This is a genomic window from Burkholderia sp. WSM2232 (genome assembly GCF_000472545.1).
Lineage (GTDB): Bacteria > Pseudomonadota > Gammaproteobacteria > Burkholderiales > Burkholderiaceae > Paraburkholderia.
The window spans coordinates 92,737-114,151 of sequence record NZ_AWZV01000026.1; the positions used below are offsets into that span (position 1 = coordinate 92,737).

Sequence of the window (21,415 nt, forward strand, 5' to 3'; positions counted from 1 at the left end):
TCCTTATTGAACGTCGTCTTCGCGCATACGGTTGCGGAAGGACTCGCGTGAACGCAGCGGATCGCTGCTCGCCGCCGCGCGGCTCGCGGGCGTGGCTGCTACAGCCGGCCCGGAAACGGCGCCCGGGGCGGCAGCGGCCGATCCCGCCGCGGAAGCTGCATTCGTTGGCTGCGCGCCGGACGCGGCTGCGCCGGAGGCCGCCGTGGCTGCCGCCGCGGCATCCGCCACCCGCTGACGGTTCTGCTCGACGAGCTTGTCGAGCGGCAGATACAGCACGTTGTTGCCGCCGCGGTTGTCCACGAACACCTTGGTTGTATTCGAATAGATCTGCTGCATGGTTTCCAGATACATGCGCTCGCGAATCACAGCAGGCGCCTTCGAGTACTGCGCATACACTTCCTTGAAGCGGTCCGCGTCGCCTTGAGCCTGTGCGACCGTCTTGTCGCTGTACTTTTTCGCCTCGTCGATCTGGCGCGCCGCGTCGGCTTGCGCACGTGGCAACAGGTCCGCCGCGTAAGCCTCTGCGTCGCGCTTCGCGCGCTCGTTCTCCTGGCGCACCTTGGCGGCCTCGCTAAACGCGCTCTGCACCTGGTCGGGCGCCTGCACCGCCTGAATCGTCACGCCCGTGACGGCGAGGCCGGACTGGAACTGATCGAGCGATTTCTGGATGGCCGAGAGCAACTGCTGCCGGATTGCTTCGCGATCCTGATCAAGAATCTCTTGTGTGCTGCGCGTGCCGACGATGCCGCGCACCGCCGCCTGCGCGGCCTGCATCACGCTCTGATCGGGATCGACGCTGCGAAACAGGTAGTCGGTCGGCTTGCGCACCTGATACTGCACGGCAAAGCGCACGTCGACGATGTCTGCGTCGTGCGTGAGCATGGACGCGTCCTTCACATTCGCGAGACGCACCACGTTGTTGCGGCCGATTTCAACCTGGCGAACCTGGCCGATATTGACGAGCTCGTGATTTTCGAACGGATATGGCAGGCGCCAGTGCACACCGTGGCCCGCCGTGTAGCGATACTTGCCGAACTGCATGACCACGCCGGCCTGGCCGTCCTGCACGACGAATACGCCGCTGCCGAGATAGATAGCGATCAGCACGCCGATCACGATGCCCACGCCGATGCGCGCGCCACGGCCATTGTCCGGACGCCCGCCGCCGACGCCACCGCCCTTGCGGCCGAACATCCGGCTCAAACGACGGTTGAAATCGCGCCACATCTCGTCGAGATCGGGCGGACCTTCACCTTCCTTGGCTTGCGGGCGCTTCGGCTCGACCGGTCGCTGGCGCTCGCCATTGCCGTCGCCACGGCCCCAGCGCGGATCGTTCAGTGAAAGCATGGCGCGCATGCGCAGCCAGATACTCCGCTCGTTGTAATCGTTCACCTGTGTTCGTTCACCAGAGTAGACAGCGGGTCAGTGCGGGTCAATGCGGGTCAGTGCAATCAGAATGGGTCAGTGCCCGAGTTCTGGAACCTTGCGGTGCTCGCGTGGAGCTGCCGACCGGTCTTCTTCCGAAGCTTCCAGCAGCGTGTCGGGAAGAGGTTCGGCAGTAGCGATCTCAGCGATGGCAGCGCGCAATGTATCCAACCCTTGCCCCGTGCGCGCGCTCAAAAAGACGCGCGAAATATTACCATACTCGTCCCGCTCGACCGCTTCGCCACGGGCTGCCAACTCGGGCACCGCGTCGATCTTGTTGAAGACGAGCACCTGCCGGATCGTGTCTGCACCGATTGCGTGCAATACCTCGTTCACCTGATCGATCTGGTCGAGCCGCACGGCGCTCGACGCGTCCACGACATGCAAGAGCAGATCGGCGTGAATGGTTTCCTCGAGCGTGGCGCGAAATGCCGCGACCAGCTGGTGGGGCAATTCGCGAATGAACCCGACCGTGTCGGACACGACCACCTGCCCCGCTTCGTCGCCGAGATAAACGCGCCGCGAAGTGGTGTCCAGCGTGGCGAACAGCTGATTGGCCGCGTATGCCTGCGCTTTTGTCAGTGCATTGAAGAGCGTGGACTTGCCCGCGTTCGTATAGCCGACGAGCGACACCGACATGGTCTGATTGCGCGAGCGCTGGCGGCGCTGCGTGCCGTGCTGGCGGCGCAGCTTGTCGAGCCGCGACTTGAGCGCCTTGATTCGCTCGCCGATCAGCCGGCGGTCGGTTTCGAGCTGTGTTTCGCCCGGACCGCGCAAACCGATACCGCCCTTCTGACGCTCGAGGTGAGTCCATGCGCGGATCAGCCGCGTGGACAGATACTGCAGTTGCGCGAGTTCCACCTGCAGCTTGCCTTCGTGGCTGCGGGCACGCTGCGCAAAAATATCGAGAATGAGACTCGTGCGGTCGACCACGCGCCGATTAAGCGCCTGCTCCAGATTGCGCTGCTGCGCAGGCGCAAGAGCGTGGTTGAAAATGACGAGTTCGATGTCGTTCGCCTCACACGCAAGACGCAGTTCTTCGGCCTTGCCGCTGCCGACGAACATTTTCGCGTCGGGGCTCGACCGGCGCCCGGTGAGAGTGACTAGAGGATTCGCACCCGCGCTTTGCGCGAGCAGACTGAGTTCTTCGAGACTGGCTTCGAAATCGATCTTACCGAAGTCGATGCCGACAAGCGCTGCATTGATCAAATTGGAGGGTATCAAAATGAGGCGGCCGGAAAGATCGCCAACGGGCGACGTTGCGCCGGCCGCGACGGGGTTAGGACTGTTCGGAATCCGGGTGGAAATTCACCGGACGGGCTGGCACGACAGTCGAGATTGCGTGCTTGTAGACCATCTGGGTGACTGTATTCCGGAGCAACACGACGTACTGGTCGAACGATTCGATGTTCCCTTGAAGCTTGATGCCGTTGACCAGGTAGATCGACACCGGCACATGCTCTTTACGCAGTGCGTTCAAAAACGGGTCTTGTAACAATTGCCCTTTGTTGCTCATAGCAAACTCCGTATTTTTTTGCAGGTTGACTAAATTGACGACAGAAGAAAAAGGTATCCGCCGTCAACCGCTACACTATAGCCGATTTTCGTTTTCGCGCGGGGCCCCTGCCCAAGCGGCCAAACCCAACGCACACGCGGGTTTCAGCCCGGGTTCAGCCTTTGTCCGCGTAAGGGTTCGTCGACGATCTGAACTCTATTCGCAATGGAGTCCCAGTCAGCTTGAAAGTTTCACGGAAGCGGTTTTCAAGGTAGCGTTTGTACGTTTCGGTGATCGCGTCGAGCGCGTTGCCGTGAATCACGATGATCGGCGGATTCTGGCCGCCCTGGTGCGCGTACCGCAGCTTCGGCCGCACCGGACCGCGGCGGCGCGGCTGCTGGAACTCGACAGCCTCGATCAGCGCACGCGTAAGCTTCGGCGTGGGCAGCTTCGACATGGCCGCCGCGTACGCGTCGTCGACAGAACGCATCAGCGGGCCGATGCCAGTCTTTTCCGCAGCGGAAATGAAATGGAATTTGGCGAAGTCGAGAAATTTTAGTTTGCGTTCCAGATCCGCTTTCGTGCGCTCGCGCACATGCGAATCGAGCCCGTCCCACTTGTTCACGCCCACCACCAGCGCGCGGCCCTGCTCCACCACGAAGCCGGCGATATGCGCGTCCTGCTCCGAAATATCCTGACGCGCGTCGAGCAGCAGAATCACGACATTGGCGTCCGAAATCGACTGCAGCGTTTTCACCACCGAGAATTTCTCGATCGCCTCGAACACCTTGCCGCGGCGGCGCAGGCCTGCCGTGTCGATCAACGTGTAGGGCTTGCCCTGGCGCTCGAAGTCGACGTAGATCGAATCGCGCGTGGTGCCGGGCATATCGAATGCGATCACGCGTTCTTCGCCGACGAGCGCGTTGATCAACGTCGACTTGCCGACGTTCGGGCGGCCGACGATGGCGATCTTCACGCCGCGCGCCTCCTTGTCTTCGTCGCTTTCTTCCGGCTGGCCCGCGTACGCGACGCCGAGCGCCTCGTTGATCATCTCGGTCACGCCGTCGCCGTGCGCCGCCGAAATGGCGCGCGGGTCGCCTAGACCCAGTTCGTAGAAGTCGGCCGCGACCGCGCTGTACTTCATGCCCTCGGCCTTGTTGACGACGAGGAAGATCGGGCGGCCGGTCTTGCGCAGATAGTCGGCAATCGACTTGTCTTGCGGCGCGAGACCATTGCGACCGTCGACGATGAACACGACGATGTCCGACTCCTCCACTGCCTGACGCGTCTGGCGCGCCATCTCGTGCAGAATGCCGTCTTTCGCGACCGGCTCGAAACCGCCCGTGTCGACCACGAGATAGGGCCGCTCGCCGGTGCGCCCTTCGCCGTAGTGGCGATCGCGGGTGAGACCGGGCAGGTCGGCAACGAGCGCGTCACGCGAACGCGTGAGGCGGTTGAAGAGCGTGGATTTCCCCACATTGGGGCGCCCGACGAGGGCAATAACGGGTTTCATCAGATGTTGTTCACGGTGAAACGCGGATCGGAACCGACCGACCGCATGGCGACGCCATTGCGCCGCTACACGGCAGCGTTTGACGAAAATTATCACGAATTCGGCCAGCCCCGGATGCGCTATCCAGATGCGCGCCGAGGCGGACGGGGATTTGGCTGTATGCGCAGCACCATCAGGCTGCCTGGTTCACGTCCTGCTGCGTGGCCGCTCGCGCAACGGTTAAGCAACGACTACGCAACGGTTACGCGGCGCAGTGCAATTCGACGCCGCGCCGCGTCGCGCCGCGCCGGATCGCATCGGCCAGGCCTTGGCCGCATGGGCCGTTTTTGCTGAGCGCCTGCGTGTCCCGCCCGGGTGCGTTGCGGGTGCCGCGACTCGTGTCGATCTCTGTTATCGGCCGCATTCCGACGACTTCGCCGGACCAGCCAATCAGGCGAACTTTACTTCCCTGCTGCGCGGTGCCGTCTGCGGGCACTGCTTGGCGGCGCTACACGGGCAATACATCGGCGCACTGCATGTTGCACGGCACGGGGACGCACAGCGGAGCGTTTGCACGTTACGCGCCGCGAAAAAGCGCGCGGCCGGCAAAGCCGGCCTGCACGCTTGCCCACGCTGCGACGCGATTAACGCGGACGATAGCCGTACAGGTCACCGTCGCGTGTTTGCACGACGAGGGTCTCGCCGGCCAGCACGGGCGCTGCGGTAATCGCACTGCCGTCGGTCTTCATCCGGGCGACCAGCGTTCCGTCGTCGCGCGACAGAAAGTGCACGTAGCCCTGATAGTCGCCCAGCACTGCCGCATGACCGAGAATAAACGGCACGCCCAGTTCGCGGTTCTTGAGCTTGTCGTTCTTCCAGAGCGGCGTGCCGTTATTGGCGTCGAACGCGGACACGACCGACCAGTCGTCCGCAGCGACTACCGCGCGATCGTCCTGGGCGAGACCGCTCGCGCTCGAAAACGCCTTTTCCCACAGCGCCCGGCCCGAGTTGGCATCGAAACAGCCCAGCTGGCCCTGGAACGTCACGGCGCAGGTTTCCGAACCGACCAGTGTAGGCGGGCCGGTCACGTCGTTAATGCGCTCCACTTCCGTCACGCCTTTCGGGTAAGACACCGGCGTTTGCCAGTAAGCCTCGCCGCTCTGCAGATTGATGGCCGAGAACGCGCCGCCGGGGAAACCGGCCAGCACAGCGGCGTCGCCCGCGAACGTCATGCCCGACGACACACGCAGATTGAGCGGCACAGCGCGGTTGCGGTAGTTCCACTTCTGCTCGCCCGTTTGAGCGTTGAACGCGACGATCTGCCCGTCCACCGTACGCACGACCACGAGACCATTGCCTACGAGCGGCGGCGAGATGATTTCGCCAGGCGCCTTCGCAGTCCACAGTTGCTTGCCGTCCGCGCCGAGCACATAGACGTCGCCCTTCAGGCCGCCGACCGCCGTCAACGTGCCGTCGCTGCCGACACCCGCGGAGATGTCGTCGTGCAGCTTGACTCGCCAGATGTCCTTACCAGTTTGCGCGTCGATCTTCGCAACCGAGCCGTTCGCGCCGGCCGCATACACCGCGTCGCCGACCGCGACCGGCGAGAACAGATAGCGGCCTGCCTTGCCGACGCTCGTCTTCCACACTTGCTGCACGTCCAGCACGGGCTTGAACTCGGTGAGCGGCGTCGGCACGCGGCGCTCGTCTTTCGTGGATGAGCATGCCGCGAGAGCGAGGACGGTCATCGCACAGACAACGGGCACAGCGTATCGTTTCAGCAGATTCATCGGTGGACGAAGCATTCAGGAAAAGTTATAGAAAGGCCGGTTGGCCGTTGCATGCGGCGCTTAGCCGCCCAGCGCGTCCAGTTTGAACTGGATCAGCTGGCGCGTTGAGGTGTCGCTCTTCGGCAGCGCCTCGAGCGCGAGCTTGTAGGCCGCGCGCGCGTCGTCACGCTTGCCTTGAGCGGCGAGCAGGTCGCCGCGGCCGTTTGCCACGATGCCCTTGAACGCTTCCGGCTGCGGCTCAGCGAGCAGAGCGAGCCCCTGGTCGTAGGCCTTTTCGTCGAGCAGCAGCGAAGCGAGGCGCAGCTTGGCGATCTGCTTGAACTCGTCGTCCTTCGCGTGATCGATGGTCCATTGCAACTGGGCTTTCGCACCGGCTTCGTCGCCAGCGGCGTAAAGTGCCTTCGCGGCGGCCAGAGCAGTCATTTGCGCGTACGCGGTGCGGCTGAACTTGTCTTCCATGTCGGCGGCGACGCGCGTGATCTTCGCCTTGTCGCCCGACGCCACGGCCTCCTGCACCTGGTCGTACAGCACCGCCGCTTCGGTGGCCTGACGCCGCTGCCAGAAATTCCAGCCGTTCCAGCCGGCTGCGGCGACCAGCGCCACCAGCACGATCCACGTGGTTGCGTTACCCCACTGCGTCCACCAAGCCTTCAGACTTTCAATCGATTCTTGTTCGTCGTGGTAACTCATTGCCCGGCGATTTCCTCTTTCTTGCTACGGGTGTGTGTCAAGCCTGATCGGGAAAGAACCGGCTCGACGACATCGCGATCAGTCGTCGCCGTCTTCGGCGGTTGCAACCATCGCATTGATTAGAAATTCGGTCAAGTCTTCGGCGGGCACGTTGTGTTGCTCGTTTTTACCACCGTTAGCATTTGTATCTCGCAGCGGTTTGACCCCGACGGTGCCGTTGGCGATTTCGTCTTCGCCGAGCACGACCGCGAACGCGGCGCCGCTCGCGTCGGCGCGCTTCATTTGCGATTTGAAACTGGCCGACTGACCGTCCGCGCTGCAATGGAGGATCACGTCGAGCCCCGTGTCACGCAACCGCTCCGCAATGATGAAAGCCTGCTCGCGCGCCGCGTCGCCCTGGTGGACCACGTAGACGTCGCAACCTTCGTCTTCCGGCACGAGCTGCTCTTCCTTCAGCAGCTCGAGAATGCGCTCGATGCCCATCGCCCAGCCACACGCGGCCGTGGCTTTGCCGCCGAGCTGCTCGATCAGCGGATCGTAGCGGCCGCCCGCGGCCACGGTGCCCTGTGCGCCGAGCTTGTCCGTCACCCATTCGAACACGGTCAGATTGTAGTAATCGAGACCGCGAACCAGACGCGGATTGATCGTGAACGGAATGTTGTTGGCCTTCAGAATGCGCTGCAAACCTTCGAAGTGCGCGCGCGATTCCTCGCCGAGGAAATCGAGCAGCTTCGGCGCGTTCTGCGCGACTTCCTGCAGCGCCGGGTTCTTCGTGTCGAGCACGCGCAGCGGGTTCGTGTAGAGACGGCGCTTTGCGTCTTCGTCGAGCACGTCCATGTGCTTTTCGAGGTACGCGATCAGTTCGACGCGATGCGCCGCGCGCTCTTGCGCCAGACCCAGCGAATTGATCTCAAGCTTGATGCCCGTGAGCCCGAGATCGTCCCACAGGCGCTGGCACATCATGATGATTTCGGCGTCCGCGTCAGGGCCGGCGAAGCCGAGCGCTTCCACGCCGACCTGATGGAACTGGCGATAACGGCCGCGTTGCGGGCGCTCGTGACGGAACATCGGGCCGATGTACCACAGGCGCTTCGGGCCGTCGTACAGCATGTTGTGCTCGATCGCCGCGCGCACCACTGCCGCCGTGTTTTCCGGACGCATGGTCAGGTTTTCACCGTTCAGCGCGTCGGTAAAGCTGTACATCTCTTTCTCGACGATGTCGGTCACCTCGCCGATACCGCGCGTAAACAGCTGCGTATGCTCGACGATAGGCGTGCGAATATTCTGGTATCCGTACGAACGCAGCATCGACTTGACGGTGGTCTCGAAAAAGTCCCACAGCCCGGCGTCCTGCGGAAGGATGTCGTTCATGCCCTTCACGCCGGACAGCTTGTCGAGCTTTTTCTTCTGTTCAGTCATCTCTTGAATAGCCGATGTTTAGTTGAGCGCCTCGGCGCGGCCGTAGCGGCGCTCGACGTAATCACTCACGATTTGCTGGAATTCCTGCGCGATGTTCTCGCCGCGCAGCGTCTTCACCTTCTCGCCGTCGATAAACACTGGCGCGGCCGGATTCTCGCCGGAGCCCGGCAGGCTGATGCCGATGTTCGCCTGCTTCGACTCGCCCGGACCGTTGACGATGCAACCCATCACCGCCACGTGCATTTTTTCGACGCCAGGATACTGGTCGCGCCAGACAGGCATTTGCGTGCGCAAGTACGTCTGAATTTGCGACGCGAGTTCCTGGAACAACGTGCTCGTAGTACGGCCGCAACCAGGGCACGCAATCACCATTGGCGTGAACGAGCGCAGTCCCATGGTCTGCAGGATTTCCTGGCCGACGATGACTTCGCCGGTACGCGGCGCGCCCGGTTCCGGAGTCAGCGAAATGCGGATCGTGTCGCCGATGCCCTGCTGCAGGAGCACCGACAACGCAGCCGTAGACGCGACGATACCCTTCGAGCCCATGCCCGCTTCGGTCAAGCCGAGATGCAGCGCGAACTCGCAACGGCGCGCGAGTTCGCGGTAGACGGCGATCAGGTCCTGCACGCCGCTCACCTTGCACGACAGAATGATCTTGTTGCGCGCAAGGCCAAGTTCGACCGCGCGCTCGGCCGAGCCGATCGCCGACTGGATCAGCGCTTCGTACATGACGCTTTGCGCTTCCCACGGCGTGGAGCGCGCGGCGTTTTCATCCATCATCTTCGCGAGCAGGTCCTGGTCGAGACTGCCCCAGTTCACGCCAATGCGCACCGGCTTGTCGTACTTCACGGCGGCTTCGATCATCTGCGCGAATTGCGTATCGCGCTTCGCGCCGTGCCCGACGTTGCCAGGATTGATCCGGTACTTCGACAACGCCTCCGCGCAGGCCGGATAGTCGCGCAGCAGCAGGTGGCCGTTGTAATGAAAATCGCCGACGAGCGGTACCGACACGCCCATGCGGTCGAGCTGATCGCGCACTGCCGGCACGGCCGCGGCCGCCTCCGGCGTGTTCACCGTGATGCGCACCAGTTCCGAACCGGCCTGAGCCAACTCCTTGATCTGGATGGCGGTGCCGATGGCGTCGGCGGTGTCCGTGTTCGTCATCGACTGGACGCGCACGGGCGCGTCGCCGCCGATGGTGACAAGCTGGCCGCCCCAACGGACGTCCACTGCATGAGACTTGCGCCGCGGCGCCTCGCCGCCGAACACCGGCTCGTTTGAGACGATCTTGCTACTGGATTGGGATTGAGCTTCGGATTGCATCGAAAAACCCATTTACGCCGCACGCGCCACACAAATGCAGCGCCTGAATTGAAAAAGCGCCGCGGTCCGGTTGGCCGCGGCGCACACCGTCTGTATCAGGGCAACGCAAAACGCGCCACGTTGCCTTTGGCCGCCGCATATTTCGACGGATCGACCGGGGCGCCGTCGAGCGTGATCGACTCCAGACCCGCCCTGTTGCCCACGGTCACCTTGAAAGGCGCCTCGCCCGTTACTTCTTTCGTATCACCTGCACGCACGAGGCCGGAGAACACTTCCTTGCCGTCTTTGCCACGCACGCTGAACCAACTGTCCTGGCTGACGCGCAGCGCAATGATTGCCGAACCGGCGGCCGGTGCCGCACCCGACACTGCAGGCGCACTCGCGACCGCCGCAGCAGGTGGCGCCGGCGTCGCAGGTGCCGCCGGCATCGCCGTGACGGGCGGCGCGGACGTCGGCGCCGTGCCCGCCGCAAGCGGTGCAGGCATGGGTGTAGCGGACGCCGCACCCGGTGCCGCGGTTTGCGTCTCAGACGCCGATGCAGCATCCTGAGCGGCGGCCTCTGATCCGGCTGCCGGGCCCTGCCCAACCGCGCCGACGGCGCCCGATGCGCCGCTCACGTCACCCGCACCGCCATTCGCGCTCGCCTTCAGGCGCGCGAGCCAGGCTGTCGAATCCCCGCCGTTGGTGTGCCACATGGCGAGCGCAATGACCGCGACGATCACCGCCGCGACACCCCACAACCACGAGCGGCTTTTTTGCGCGCCGCCGCCAAGCGACAGCGACACACGGCCGCGCGGCAAATCTCTACCCGACGAGGCCGGCATCGACAGATCCGGCGCGGGGACGCCCTTCTCGCGACGCAGAACCTGGGTGAACGGCGTGGGATCGGCGCCCAACATCCTGGCGTAGCTGCGCACCACACCGAGTGCGAACGTAGTGTCCGGCAGATGGCTGATGTCGCCCGCCTCCAGCGCGCGCAACTTGCCGGGGGCCACCTTGAGCCGGGCTGAGACGTCTTCGATCGACCAGCCCCTCGATTCGCGCAGCTGCGTCAAGCGCGCGCCCACCGCCGCCAGGGAATCCAGGCCCGGCTGCGCCACAGGCTGCACCACCGCCCGCGCGACAGATGCGGAGCGGCCTTCATTCGTGTCTGTGTCCTGCGGCTGCGGGTGCTGCGGCTCACTCATCCCAAATCCTTTCGCGTCGATTCTTTTTTCACTTGTGCGACCGGACCGGTCCAAACTTCACGTCCGAATCGCAGACCGTTTATAACAAAATGCGCGGCCTCTTGTGCCGCTTCCGATCGATTCTGCAAACTTTCTTTTCAATTACCGGGGCGCGAAGCGTCTTTCAGCATTTTCCGGTGCGCAGCGCCGAATGCCCTGCAACTTACGCCCTTCCCGCTACACGGCGCGAACCTCGATGACCTTCGCTGCCTTCCCGCTGCGCTCAGCGAGGCGCGTGCGGTCTTTCACAGCACCGGCTAGCTGGCCGCAGGCAGCGTCGATGTCGTCGCCGCGCGTCTTGCGCACTGTGGTGACGACGCCCGCGTCCACCAGCACCTGCGCGAACCGCTTGATCTGTTCCGGCTTCGAGCGCACGAGGCCCGACTCAGGAAACGGATTGAACGGAATCAGATTGAACTTGCACGGCACGTCGCGCGTAAGCGCGAGCAGCTCGCGCGCTTGCGCTTCGCTGTCGTTCACGCCGTCGAGCATGCAATATTCAAAGGTGATGAAATCGCGCGGCGCGACTTTCAGATAGCGCTGGCAAGCGGCCATCAATTCGCGCAGCGGATATTTTTTATTCAGCGGCACCAGCATGTCGCGCAGCGGATCGCTTGGCGCATGCAGCGATACAGCGAGCGCAACCGGCAGATCGCCGCCGAGCCGGTCCATCATGGGCACGACGCCCGAAGTGGACAGTGTGACGCGCCGGCGCGACAGGCCGTAGGCGTTGTCGTCGAGCATGAGGCGCATGGCGGGCACGACCGCGTCGTAGTTCAGAAGCGGCTCGCCCATACCCATCATCACGACATTCGTGACGACGCGCTCGCCCTTGCCTTCACCGCCCGTGGCACGGCCGCCGGCCGCTCCGAGCGACGCGCGCAACGCGAATTCAGCCATGCGCAGCTGGCCGATGATTTCGCCGGTGGTGAGATTACGCGAGAAACCCTGCTTGCCGGTCGAGCAGAAACGGCAGTTCACCGCGCAGCCGGCCTGCGAGGACACGCACAGCGTGCCACGCGTTTCTTCCGGAATGAAGACGGTTTCGACTGCGTTGCTGTTGCCGACGTCGATCAGCCACTTGCGTGTACCGTCGGTAGAAATATGGTCGCTAACGATGCCCGGCATGGAAATCGTGGCGCGCCCCTTGAGCTTTTCGCGCAAAGACTTCGCGAGATCGGTCATGCCGTCGAAGTCTGCAGCGTTGTACTGGTGGATCCAGCGCTGCAATTGCTTGGCGCGAAACGGCTTCTCGCCCAGGCTGTCGCAATAGGCGACAAGCCCTTGGGCGTCGAGGTCGAGAAGGTTGACGGTGGAGCTGCTCGTCATATCGAATCCTGCCATTTCTGTGCGAGACTGGGTTCATGCAACAAGCTGCATGACCGCAAAACCGTTCGCGCCCATCCCTGCTGCTGTTACCTTACTACTATGCCCGGCGATTGGTGCGGATTGGTGTGAATAAAGCCACCTTGCCGCACTTATGGCCGGATACCAGCATTAGCGCGAATACACGTTCACTTGCGGGAAGAAGAACGCGATTTCAACCGCAGCCGTTTCGGCGGCGTCCGAACCGTGCACCGCGTTGGCGTCGATGCTGTCGGCGAAGTCGGCGCGGATCGTGCCCTTTTCGGCCTTTTTCGGGTCCGTTGCGCCCATCAGATCGCGGTGCTTCAGGATGGCGTTCTCGCCTTCCAGAACCTGCACGACCACCGGGCCGGAGATCATGAATTCGACCAGGTCCTTGAAGAACGGACGTGCGGCGTGCACGGCGTAGAACTTCTCAGCGTCGGCGCGCGACAGGTGGACCATGCGCGAAGCCACGATCTTCAGGCCAGCGTTTTCAAAACGGCTGTAGATCTGGCCGATCACGTTCTTGGCCACTGCGTCCGGCTTGATAATGGACAGGGTGCGTTCGATCGCCATAAAAACTCCAAAAAATTAAGAGGTTACAGATTCAAATGAATCCGCTATTGTAGCATGTTCCCGTGTATGATTGCGATTGAACCCTTACAGCACTGAAAGACTCCAAGCAGGAGTTTGTGAATACTGGTAGCGTAGGCCGTGTGGGCGCTTCAACGCATTTTTCAATTCACCTTTGCCGCTCTGGTGGATTGAAACTCCCCGCTGTCGCGCTAATCTTAGGTACGGGTAGCCGTCGCAAGCGGCGAGAGCCTGCGGCACGGCACACGGCAAAAGCGCCGGACAAACCGCTGACAACATCACGCAACACGCTTCTGACGTAAGGAGAGACCATGAACGATCATCCGTATAGCTTTGGCCGCACTGGCGCGGTCAGCACGGTCGAAACGCGTAACCGCGTGCTACGAAACACCTACTGGCTGCTGGCGCTGTCCATGATTCCGACAGTGCTGGGCGCGTGGGTGGGGCTCGCCACCGGGTTTTCGCTCTTCGCCGCCACCAGTCCCGCCATGAGCCTGCTGGCGTTCTTCGCGATCGCGTTCGGCTTCATGTTCGCAATCGAGAAAACCAAGAACAGCTCCGCCGGCGTGTTCGTGCTGCTGGGCTTCACGTTCTTCATGGGCCTGATGCTCTCGCGCATTCTGGGCTTCGTGCTGGGTTTCTCCAACGGCCCGTCGCTCATCATGCTCGCCTTCGGTGGCACTGGTGTGATCTTCGCCTCCATGGCGACTATCGCGACCGTCAGCAAGCGCGACTTCTCCGGTCTAGGCAAGTGGTTGTTCATGGGCGTGATCGTGCTGCTGCTCGCTTCCGTCGCGAACGTGTTCCTGCACCTGCCGGCGTTGATGCTGACGGTGTCCGTCATGGCCATCGTGATCTTCTCGGCCTATATGCTGTTCGACGTGCAGCGCGTCGTGAACGGCGGCGAGACGAACTACATCACCGCAGCACTCGCCATCTATCTGGACCTGTACAACGTGTTCGTGAACCTGCTGGCGCTGCTCGGCATTTTCGGCGGCAACCGCAATTAAGATTCATGCCCGGAGCACGGGCACGGTGCTGAACGCGCCGGCCTCGTAGAAAAGCCCATAACGACTGCTCGTTATGGGCTTTTTTTATTTCCACCGCGTCGCAGTTGCTGGCGATATGAAAGCGACCGGGCCAGCGCCTACAGGCTCAGCCACGCGAACCCTTCCGCCTGCGAAGCAACCACCACCTCAGTCGGCGCGGCACCTAACACGCCGGCCATCGCGGCCTGTGCGAGTTCAGGCAGATTGTTCTGCTGGCTCAGGTGCGCAGCAACAAGATGACGCAAACGCGAACGGTCGAGCGAGGCGAGAATTTCAGCCGCCGCGTCGTTATTCAAATGCCCATGATTGCCGCCGATGCGCGCCTTCAACGACTGCGGGTAGCGGCTGCCGGCCAGCATACGCACGTCGTGATTGCATTCCAGCACCAGCGCGTTGCAGCCGCTCAAGACGGCGCTGATATGCGGCGTGGACGTGCCGACGTCCGTCAGCACACCAAGCCGGCTCGCGCCATTCGAGAACACATATTGCAACGGCTCACGGGCATCGTGCGGAACCGTGTAGGGAAGAACGCTGAGGTCGCCGATTGCCACCGCTTCGTCGCCCCATAGCACGCGCAGGTCGACGTCGGCCTCGTCGGCGCCTACCGCGCGCGCCGTGCCCCAGCTCATGAACAGCGGGATCGACCACTTGCGCGCCAAGGTTAGCGCGCTGCCAATGTGGTCGCTGTGTTCGTGCGTGATCAGAATGGCGTCGAGGGCTTCGGCACTCGAGCCGAGCCGGTTCAGGCGCCGCTCCACTTCTTTTGCAGAAAACCCGCAATCGAGCAGCACGCGCGTGGTGGTTGCGCCGCTTTGCGCTTCCACCAGCAACGCATTGCCTTCACTGCCGCTGCCAAGACTTGCGAACCGCACAGTCAGCTTAGTTCAGTTGCGCGTGCAGCAGCGTCACGATGCGCTGTGCGTCTGACGAATTGTCGATCTGCCCGTTCGCGTCCAGCACCGCGACCTGCGTCAAGGTATCGCCCTTCGGACGCACGTTGACGAGGAACTCCTGACCAGGCTTTTTCGAGGAATTGCCGCTGTAGAACAGTTTGCCGAGCAAGCCTTCCTTCTTCAGTTCCTGCATCGAGTCCGCGTAACGCACGTAGTAAATGCCCTTCGCGCGGTCGCGGTTGTCCACGGTGAAATTGGTGCGGTCGAGCGCGAGGCCCACGCGCAGCCACGCGCGGTCGAACGACTCCTGCAAATCGAGCGTGGAGGCGCCCGCAGTCTTGCCGAGCGTGGCCGGCGCAGCGGCCGGGCGTGCTTCTGTCAGCAATTGCTTGGATTGCGCTTCGGTCAGGCCGAATTTCTGCATCAGCTTGGTGAGGAAAAGCGCTTCCAGTGCCGGGTCGCGCGGACGCTCTTCCCAACGCGACGACGTCTTGTCCTGCCCAGTCAGCACTTCTTCCATCGCGCTGTGCGTGACGGAAATGTCCGTAGTGTCGGAAGGACCGCGCGACACGAGTGTACGGAAGCTGTCACGCGTACCCGACGAATAAGCGAAATCGATCACTTTGCCCACTGTGCGGCGGAACCAGTCGTCCGGAATATTGGCGCGGTTTTCCGCCCAGTCGGTCACCATGATGCCGGTGGCCGGCGCGTCGGTTTTCAGCGCGAAGCCGTTTTCCTGCCAGAACTCCTGCAATTGCGGCCACAGCTGTTCCGGCGAGCGGCCGTCGACCACCAGCCAGCGGCGGTCGCCGTCGCGCTCGATGTGCATGCCGTACGGATCTTGCGCGGTGGGCTGGCCTTCGGTCGAATTGCCGGCCGCCGTGACTGCCCGCTTGGTCGCGCCGCCCAGCGCCAGATTGGCCGGCGGTGCGACGTAACGCTGATCGGTTCCGGTGGTGTTCAGGTCGCCGGGAATGGCGAGCGGCGGCGCACTGCCCGCCGCTTTGTAATTCACGCGATCAGAAGCGAACCAGTCGTTCAAAGTGTCACAGCCGGCGAGCGTCACCAGGGCAAGCGTCAGCGCCGCCATGCGGGTTGCGTGGAGGGAAAGTGCGGAACGTTTCATGAGGTCCTTCGTGATGCTGGAACGCGGTGCCTGGTTCTGTGTGCCGGGAACGTGGGCTGGATCGACGTCGGTTAAGGGAATGCCAGTGGNGGGTGAGCGCTGACGGGTGCGACGGCGGCCCGCCTAGCCGAGCAGGCCCGCTTCGCGCAGCGCGCCGCGCACCACTTCGTGGTATTGCGCGTCGAGCGGCGTGAGCGGCAGGCGGATGCCACCTTGCACACGACCCAACTGCTGCAGCGCCCACTTCGCCGGAATCGGATTCGATTCGATGAACAGGTTCTTGTGCAGCGACAGGAGCTTCAAATGAATCTCGCGCGCAGTCTTCGCGTCCGCCGCTAGCGCGGCCTTGCACAGCTCGCTCATGAGACGCGGCGCGACGTTCGCCGTGACCGAGATATTGCCGTGGCCGCCCAGCAGCATCAGCGCGATGGCGGTGGGATCGTCGCCGCTGTAAATGCCGAAGTGCGCCGGCGCCGACTTGATCAAATGCGCCGCGCGGTCGATGTTGCCGGTCGCTTCCTTTACGCCGATGATGCCCGGCACCTGAGCGCAACGCAAAATGGTCTCGTTGCTCATGTCCGCGACCGTGCGGCCCGGCACGTTGTACAGGATCACCGGCAGATCGACCGTTTCGGCAATCTTCACAAAATGGCGATAGATGCCTTCCTGCGTCGGCTTGTTGTAGTACGGCACGACCTGCAAGGTAGCGTCGGCGCCGACCTCTTTCGCCTGACGCGTGAGTTCGATAGCTTCAGTCGTGGAATTGCCGCCCGAGCCCGCGATCACGGGAATCCGGCCCGCCGTGTGCTCCACCGCGGTCTTGACCATCAGCACGTGCTCTTCGACGGACAGCGTGGCCGATTCGCCGCTCGTGCCGACGACCACGAGCGCATTCGTGCCCTCGGCGACATGCCAGTCGATCAGTTTGCGAAACGCAGGCAAATCGAGGCTGCCGTCTTCAAGCATCGGGGTGATGATGGCGGGAATGCTGCCGCGAATCTTGACGCTGCCGCTGCTGCTCTGAGTGCCTGCGAGGGTGCCTGCTTGAGTGCCTGCTTGAGTGCCGTTAGTCATGAAAAGCCATGAATTTGATCAGGTAAACCGCGATTGTAGCGGATTAGCCAGCCAACTCGTAACAAGGCGGGGGCGCCGCCTGCGCGGGGTTGCCTGAGCGGTCCGCCTCCAGAATGGCGCAGATGCGCTGGACGTAAGCCGGGCGTGGCTGCGCGAGAAAACCGTCCTGAAACGCGACCACCCGCAAGCGGCCGCGCACGAGCTCCAGCAGTTCGCCGGGCGCGAGCAGGAACGCGGGATTAGAGGGCTTGCCCACCCTTTCGTTTCCTTGCGCGAACGTCTCGTAAACCAGTACGCCGCCGGGTGCGAGCGATTCGATGAGGGGCGCAAAAAGCGGCCGGTGCAGATAGTTGGTGACGACTACTGCGGCGAATTTCGCCTCTGCGGGTAACGGCCACGGAGCGTTCTCCAGGTCGGCCACGACGGGCGTGACGAGCGGTTCGTCGGCCAGCGTATTGAGCGCGGCGGCGTCGCGGTCGATGGCCGTGACCGGATGGCCCAGCGACGCAAAAAACCGCGCATGGCGCCCCGCCCCGGATGCGACGTCGAGCACCGCGCCGCCCGCCTCGACCAGGTGCGCCCAATGGCGCACCCAGGGCGACGGTTCGCCCAATCCATGCATGGCCGCGGCAGAAATGCTCATGAAGTCGACGCGGCCCTCAGTTATACGAGAGGCCCATCGCCTCGCGCACGTCCCGCATCGTTTCCGTGGCGAAGCGGCGCGCCTTGTCGCAGCCGTCTGCGACGATCGCGCGCAGAAGCGACGGATCGTCCATGTACTTCTGCGCCCGCTCCAGCATCGGCTGCTGCTCGCGCAAAATGCCTTCGATGACCGGCTGCTTGCATTCGAGACAGCCAATGCCGGCCGAGCGACAACCCTTCTGAACCCACGCGTGCGTGGTTTCGTCTGTGTAGACCTGGTGCAGTTGCCACACCGGGCACTTGTCCGGGTCGCCCGGGTCGGTGCGGCGCACGCGTGCGGGGTCGGTCGGCATGGTGCGTACTTTCTTCGTGATCGTTTCGGCGTCTTCGCGCAGGCCAATCGTGTTGCCGTACGACTTCGACATTTTCTGGCCGTCCAGGCCCGGCATGCGCGAAGCTTCCGTCAGCATGACCTGCGGCTCGACCAGGATGATCTTGCGCGAGCCTTCGAGGTAGCCGAACAGGCGCTCGCGGTCGCTCATCGACAGGCTTTGCGATTCCTGCAACATCGCGCGCGCCTGCTCGAGCGCTTCGTCGTCGCCTTCCTGCTGGTAAGCGTTGCGCAGCTCGTGATACAGCTTCGCGCGCTTGCCGCCGAGCTTTTTCGCGGCTTCGTTCGCCTTTTCCTCGAAGCCAGGCTCGCGGCCGTACAGGTAGTTGAAACGGCGCGCGATTTCCCGCGTCATTTCGACGTGCGGCACCTGGTCTTCACCGACCGGCACGAGCGACGCGCGATACAGCAGAATGTCCGCCGCCATTAGCACCGGATAGCCGAGGAAGCCGTAAGTGGACAGATCTTTCTCCTTCAGCTTCTCGATCTGCTCCTTGTAAGTCGGCACGCGTTCAAGCCAGCCAAGCGGCGTGCTCATGCCGAGCAGCAGCGACAGCTCCGCGTGCTCAGGCACGCGGCTCTGGATGAAGAGCGTGGCCTGGGCCGGATCGATGCCCGAGGCGAGCCAGTCGATCAGCACCTCCCAGACGTTTTTCTCGATAACCTCGGGCGTTTCGTAGTGCGTGGTGAGCGCGTGCCAGTCGACGACAGCGAAGAAGCACGGGTATTCGGACTGCAGCCGCACCCAGTTTTTCAGCACGCCGTGATAGTGGCCGAGGTGCAGCGACCCGGTGGGCCGCATGCCGGAGAAGATACGGTCTGGGAACATGGTTATTTAGAAAAGCGAAACAAGTGGAGTCAGAACTGCGGTGATTGCGCTGTAACCCACGGTGACGAGCGGGCTCAGCCAATAGCGCGTCAGCGTGCCCGTCATGACCAGCGCCATGACGATGAAAAAGCCATACGGTTCGAGACGGGACAGTGCGATGGCCTGGCGCGGCGGCAGCAGCGCCATCAGCACGCGGCCGCCGTCGAGCGGCGGCAACGGAAACAGATTGAGCACGCCGAGCACCAGATTCACGCCGACGCCCGCGCCCGCCATACGAGTGAAAAACGGTTCGTCGACGGCCATGACAGCCAGCGCCACGCCGAATAGCCCCCAGATGAGCGCCTGCGCGAAGTTGCAGGCGGGCCCCGCTGCGGCAACCCACAGGCTGCCCCAGCGCGGATTACGCAGATTGCCGAAGGCGACCGGCACCGGCTTCGCATAGCCGAACATGAAGGCGCCGCTCGTGGCGAAGTAGAGCAGCAATGGAATGGCGATGGTGCCGAGCGGGTCGATGTGCCGCATCGGGTTGATGGACACGCGGCCCAGCACGTAAGCGGTGTTGTCGCCGAGCCAGCGCGCGACGTAACCGTGCGCGGCCTCGTGCAGCGTGATGGCGAAGATCACCGGCAATGCGTAAACCGCAATGGTTTGTATCAGGGAAGAATCCATAGCTCGCTATTGTAACAATGCGTTTGCGTGCGTCTGCCCGCTTTCGCTCATGCTGTCTCTTCGAGACCGAATGGCGCGAGAGAACCGCGCCCTGCCCGCACCAGCACCGGCTCTTCGCCGGTCAGGTCGATCACCGTGGACGGCTCGCACACGCAGGCGCCGCCGTCGATCACGAGATCGAGTTGTTTTTCGAGCCGCGCGCGGATTTCCTCGGGATCGTTGAGCGGCGCGGTTTCGCCCGGCAGAATCAGCGTCGAGCCGAGGAGCGGCTGGCCGAGTTCGCCGAGAATCGCGAGCGTGATTGCGTGATCCGGCACGCGCAGGCCAATGGTCTTGCGCGACGGATGCGACAGGCGCCGCGGCACTTCCTTGGTCGCCTGCAGCACGAACACATACGGCCCCGGCGTCACGGACTTGATGAGCCGGTACTGGCGGTTGTCCACCATCGCGAAGTTCGCGAGTTCCGACAGATCGCGCACGAGCAGCGACAGTAGCTGCTTCTCGTCGAGCCCGCGGATGCGGCGCAGGCGCTCGACCGCGTTTTTGTCGTCGAGATGGCAGGCGAGCGCGTAGCTCGAGTCCGTCGGCAGCGCGACCACGCCACCGTCGTTGATGATCTGCACGGCCTGTTTGACGAGGCGCGGCTGCGGGTTATCTGGATGAAGCCGGAAGTATTGGGACATGGCGGCTAACGGTGGCTACGGAGAAACAACGTTTGGTGGCGCGGTGCGACGCAAAACTTCGCGGACCCTGCACGTCAGGCGCAAGCACGGCGAATCACCGGCTCGCCCGCGCGACGTGCCGCAAGGGCACGGGCGGCGCTCACAGCCAGCGTTCCCAGACAGGCTTGAGATCGGAAGGAAGCGGCGGCAACGCGCCGAGTTCGACGCGGCCCTCGCCAGGCGCATGGAAATCGGAACCGCGCGACGCCTCGAAGCCAAAACGGCGCGCGACCTCCGCGTACTCGCGATATTGATCCGGCGTGTGGCTGCCGGTCACGACTTCGATCGCCTTGCCGCCCAGATCGATGAACTCCGCGAAAAACGCGTCGAACTCCGTCGGCGAGTAGGCATAGCGGCCCGGATGCGCGATGATCGCCTCGCCTCCCGCCGCCTTGATCCAGCCGACGGCGTCCGCCAGCTTCGACCAGCGATGCGGCACATAGCCGGGCTTGCCGTCGCCGAGATAACGGTTGAAGACGTCTTGCGTGGAACTGGCATGACCGCTTTCGACCAGAAAACGCGCGAAATGCGTACGCGAAATCATGTCGGGGTTCGACACGTACTTGAGCGCGCCTTCATACGCGTCGGGAATGCCGAGCGTGGCCAGCTGCTCGCCGATTGCCTCCGCGCGTGCGGCGCGCCCGTTGCGCGTGCGCGCGAGGCCGTCGATCAGCACGGAACTGGTAGGGTCGATACCGAGCCCGACGATGTGCACCGTACGCGCCGCCCATGTCACCGAGATTTCAACGCCGCTCAGATAGCCCATGCCGAGAGCCTCGGCGGTTTGACGGGCTTCGTGCTGGCCGCCGAGTTCGTCGTGATCGGTGAGGGCCCACAACGTCACGCCCCCCGCATGCGCACGGCGCGCGACATCGGCCGGCGCAAACTGGCCGTCGGAAACGGTGGAGTGACAGTGGAGGTCGGCGTTCATCATCGTCTGTAGAGGGGTCTGCAGCCATTTTACTGCAACGCAGTAAGTGGACGCAGAGCAAATCTCGCGGCGGGAAGCGCGCTCTGGCTGCCCGAGGCCCGTTTTAGACGCTTGCCCGTCGTGCAGATGCCGTGGTGCGCCGACGTGCGGAGTGCCGGGTTCCGCGCTGCAGGCGCGCCCGTGCCCTTGCCCGTGCCCTTGCCCTTGCCCTTGCCCTTGCCCTTGCCCTTGCCCTTGCCCTTGCCCTTGCCCTTGCCCTTGCCCTTGCCCTTGCCCTTGCCCTTGCCC

At 63.3% G+C, this 21,415-nt stretch carries 21 protein-coding genes; 1 reads left to right on the top strand and 20 read right to left on the bottom strand.

The genetic code is table 11. The features are described from left to right. Positions 1-3 precede the first annotated feature (3 nt). From hflK to ndk, 11 genes are all read right to left on the bottom strand, one after another. Positions 4-1,392: an FtsH protease activity modulator HflK gene (gene hflK / locus F757_RS0122695; protein WP_027213393.1), complete on the bottom strand. Its 1,389-nt coding sequence runs from the start codon at positions 1,390-1,392 to the stop codon at positions 4-6. 69 nt (positions 1,393-1,461) lie between these two features. Further along, entirely contained in the window at positions 1,462-2,634 is a 1,173-nt protein-coding gene (gene hflX / locus F757_RS0122700; protein ID WP_013338805.1) for a GTPase HflX, read from the bottom strand. Positions 2,635-2,704: 70 nt separating this feature from the next. Continuing rightward, the gene (hfq, locus tag F757_RS0122705) at positions 2,705-2,941 is read right to left on the bottom strand and encodes an RNA chaperone Hfq (RefSeq protein WP_006051315.1); all 237 of its coding nucleotides are present in this window, start codon (positions 2,939-2,941) and stop codon (positions 2,705-2,707) included. A gap of 154 nt (positions 2,942-3,095) precedes the next feature. Further along, entirely contained in the window at positions 3,096-4,433 is a 1,338-nt protein-coding gene (gene der, locus F757_RS0122710) for a ribosome biogenesis GTPase Der (RefSeq protein WP_027213394.1), read from the bottom strand. A gap of 623 nt (positions 4,434-5,056) precedes the next feature. Beyond that, complete coding sequence (gene bamB / locus F757_RS0122720) at positions 5,057-6,202, bottom strand: outer membrane protein assembly factor BamB (RefSeq protein WP_027213396.1); 1,146 nt, start codon at positions 6,200-6,202, stop codon at positions 5,057-5,059. A 60-nt stretch (positions 6,203-6,262) separates the two neighbouring features. After that, complete coding sequence (locus F757_RS0122725; RefSeq protein ID WP_027213397.1) at positions 6,263-6,892, bottom strand: YfgM family protein; 630 nt, start codon at positions 6,890-6,892, stop codon at positions 6,263-6,265. 78 nt (positions 6,893-6,970) lie between these two features. Next, positions 6,971-8,311, bottom strand: coding sequence for a histidine--tRNA ligase (hisS, locus tag F757_RS0122730; RefSeq protein WP_027213398.1), 1,341 nt, complete (start codon positions 8,309-8,311; stop codon positions 6,971-6,973). A gap of 18 nt (positions 8,312-8,329) precedes the next feature. Further along, complete coding sequence (ispG, locus tag F757_RS0122735) at positions 8,330-9,646, bottom strand: flavodoxin-dependent (E)-4-hydroxy-3-methylbut-2-enyl-diphosphate synthase (RefSeq protein WP_027213399.1); 1,317 nt, start codon at positions 9,644-9,646, stop codon at positions 8,330-8,332. A gap of 83 nt (positions 9,647-9,729) precedes the next feature. After that, complete coding sequence (locus F757_RS0122740) at positions 9,730-10,821, bottom strand: helix-turn-helix domain-containing protein (protein WP_027213400.1); 1,092 nt, start codon at positions 10,819-10,821, stop codon at positions 9,730-9,732. A 216-nt stretch (positions 10,822-11,037) separates the two neighbouring features. Beyond that, on the bottom strand, positions 11,038-12,189 hold the full coding sequence (rlmN, locus tag F757_RS0122745; protein ID WP_027213401.1) for a 23S rRNA (adenine(2503)-C(2))-methyltransferase RlmN: 1,152 nt from the start codon (positions 12,187-12,189) through the stop codon (positions 11,038-11,040). A gap of 168 nt (positions 12,190-12,357) precedes the next feature. Beyond that, positions 12,358-12,783, bottom strand: coding sequence for a nucleoside-diphosphate kinase (gene ndk, locus F757_RS0122750; RefSeq protein WP_013338797.1), 426 nt, complete (start codon positions 12,781-12,783; stop codon positions 12,358-12,360). Positions 12,784-13,112: 329 nt separating this feature from the next. Here ndk and F757_RS0122755 point away from each other — a divergent pair, with 329 nt between their 5' ends. Next, positions 13,113-13,811 (top strand): Bax inhibitor-1/YccA family protein, encoded by a 699-nt coding sequence (locus tag F757_RS0122755; RefSeq protein ID WP_006051305.1) that lies wholly within the window; start codon positions 13,113-13,115, stop codon positions 13,809-13,811. Positions 13,812-13,948: 137 nt separating this feature from the next. On the opposite strand, the gene F757_RS0122760 is transcribed toward F757_RS0122755, so the two are convergent. The 9 genes from F757_RS0122760 to F757_RS36265 all read right to left on the bottom strand — a co-directional run. Beyond that, positions 13,949-14,722 (bottom strand): MBL fold metallo-hydrolase, encoded by a 774-nt coding sequence (locus tag F757_RS0122760; RefSeq protein ID WP_027213402.1) that lies wholly within the window; start codon positions 14,720-14,722, stop codon positions 13,949-13,951. Positions 14,723-14,729: 7 nt separating this feature from the next. After that, entirely contained in the window at positions 14,730-15,869 is a 1,140-nt protein-coding gene (bamC, locus tag F757_RS0122765) for an outer membrane protein assembly factor BamC (protein ID WP_027213403.1), read from the bottom strand. Positions 15,870-15,992: 123 nt separating this feature from the next. Beyond that, positions 15,993-16,943 (bottom strand): 4-hydroxy-tetrahydrodipicolinate synthase, encoded by a 951-nt coding sequence (gene dapA / locus F757_RS0122770; RefSeq protein WP_027213404.1) that lies wholly within the window; start codon positions 16,941-16,943, stop codon positions 15,993-15,995. 43 nt (positions 16,944-16,986) lie between these two features. Beyond that, positions 16,987-17,586: a class I SAM-dependent methyltransferase gene (locus F757_RS0122775; protein WP_027213405.1), complete on the bottom strand. Its 600-nt coding sequence runs from the start codon at positions 17,584-17,586 to the stop codon at positions 16,987-16,989. Between the two features lie 16 nt (positions 17,587-17,602). Continuing rightward, positions 17,603-18,805, bottom strand: coding sequence for a tryptophan--tRNA ligase (locus tag F757_RS0122780; RefSeq protein ID WP_027213406.1), 1,203 nt, complete (start codon positions 18,803-18,805; stop codon positions 17,603-17,605). Between the two features lie 6 nt (positions 18,806-18,811). Further along, entirely contained in the window at positions 18,812-19,474 is a 663-nt protein-coding gene (locus F757_RS0122785) for a site-2 protease family protein (RefSeq protein ID WP_027213407.1), read from the bottom strand. A gap of 47 nt (positions 19,475-19,521) precedes the next feature. Continuing rightward, positions 19,522-20,157, bottom strand: coding sequence for an L-threonylcarbamoyladenylate synthase (locus F757_RS0122790; protein WP_027213408.1), 636 nt, complete (start codon positions 20,155-20,157; stop codon positions 19,522-19,524). A 139-nt stretch (positions 20,158-20,296) separates the two neighbouring features. Then, on the bottom strand, positions 20,297-21,127 hold the full coding sequence (locus F757_RS0122795; RefSeq protein WP_027213409.1) for a 3',5'-nucleoside bisphosphate phosphatase: 831 nt from the start codon (positions 21,125-21,127) through the stop codon (positions 20,297-20,299). A gap of 29 nt (positions 21,128-21,156) precedes the next feature. Continuing rightward, positions 21,157-21,415 (bottom strand): hypothetical protein (locus F757_RS36265; protein WP_198021430.1); only part of this gene is annotated, 259 nt, incomplete at its 5' end.

Coding starts and splice junctions, on each gene's coding strand:
- F757_RS0122795 (WP_027213409.1), bottom strand. CDS start 21,127: ATGAACGCCGACCTCCACTGTCACTCCACCGTTTCCGACGGCCAGTTT.
- F757_RS0122785 (WP_027213407.1), bottom strand. CDS start 19,474: ATGGATTCTTCCCTGATACAAACCATTGCGGTTTACGCATTGCCGGTG.
- dapA (WP_027213404.1), bottom strand. CDS start 16,943: ATGACTAACGGCACTCAAGCAGGCACTCAAGCAGGCACCCTCGCAGGC.
- ispG (WP_027213399.1), bottom strand. CDS start 9,646: ATGGGTTTTTCGATGCAATCCGAAGCTCAATCCCAATCCAGTAGCAAG.
- F757_RS0122755 (WP_006051305.1), top strand. CDS start 13,113: ATGAACGATCATCCGTATAGCTTTGGCCGCACTGGCGCGGTCAGCACG.
- der (WP_027213394.1), bottom strand. CDS start 4,433: ATGAAACCCGTTATTGCCCTCGTCGGGCGCCCCAATGTGGGGAAATCC.
- ndk (WP_013338797.1), bottom strand. CDS start 12,783: ATGGCGATCGAACGCACCCTGTCCATTATCAAGCCGGACGCAGTGGCC.
- F757_RS0122740 (WP_027213400.1), bottom strand. CDS start 10,821: ATGAGTGAGCCGCAGCACCCGCAGCCGCAGGACACAGACACGAATGAA.
- hisS (WP_027213398.1), bottom strand. CDS start 8,311: ATGACTGAACAGAAGAAAAAGCTCGACAAGCTGTCCGGCGTGAAGGGC.
- bamB (WP_027213396.1), bottom strand. CDS start 6,202: ATGAATCTGCTGAAACGATACGCTGTGCCCGTTGTCTGTGCGATGACC.
- bamC (WP_027213403.1), bottom strand. CDS start 15,869: ATGAAACGTTCCGCACTTTCCCTCCACGCAACCCGCATGGCGGCGCTG.
- rlmN (WP_027213401.1), bottom strand. CDS start 12,189: ATGACGAGCAGCTCCACCGTCAACCTTCTCGACCTCGACGCCCAAGGG.
- hfq (WP_006051315.1), bottom strand. CDS start 2,941: ATGAGCAACAAAGGGCAATTGTTACAAGACCCGTTTTTGAACGCACTG.
- F757_RS0122725 (WP_027213397.1), bottom strand. CDS start 6,892: ATGAGTTACCACGACGAACAAGAATCGATTGAAAGTCTGAAGGCTTGG.
- F757_RS0122780 (WP_027213406.1), bottom strand. CDS start 18,805: ATGTTCCCAGACCGTATCTTCTCCGGCATGCGGCCCACCGGGTCGCTG.
- F757_RS0122775 (WP_027213405.1), bottom strand. CDS start 17,586: ATGAGCATTTCTGCCGCGGCCATGCATGGATTGGGCGAACCGTCGCCC.
- F757_RS0122790 (WP_027213408.1), bottom strand. CDS start 20,157: ATGTCCCAATACTTCCGGCTTCATCCAGATAACCCGCAGCCGCGCCTC.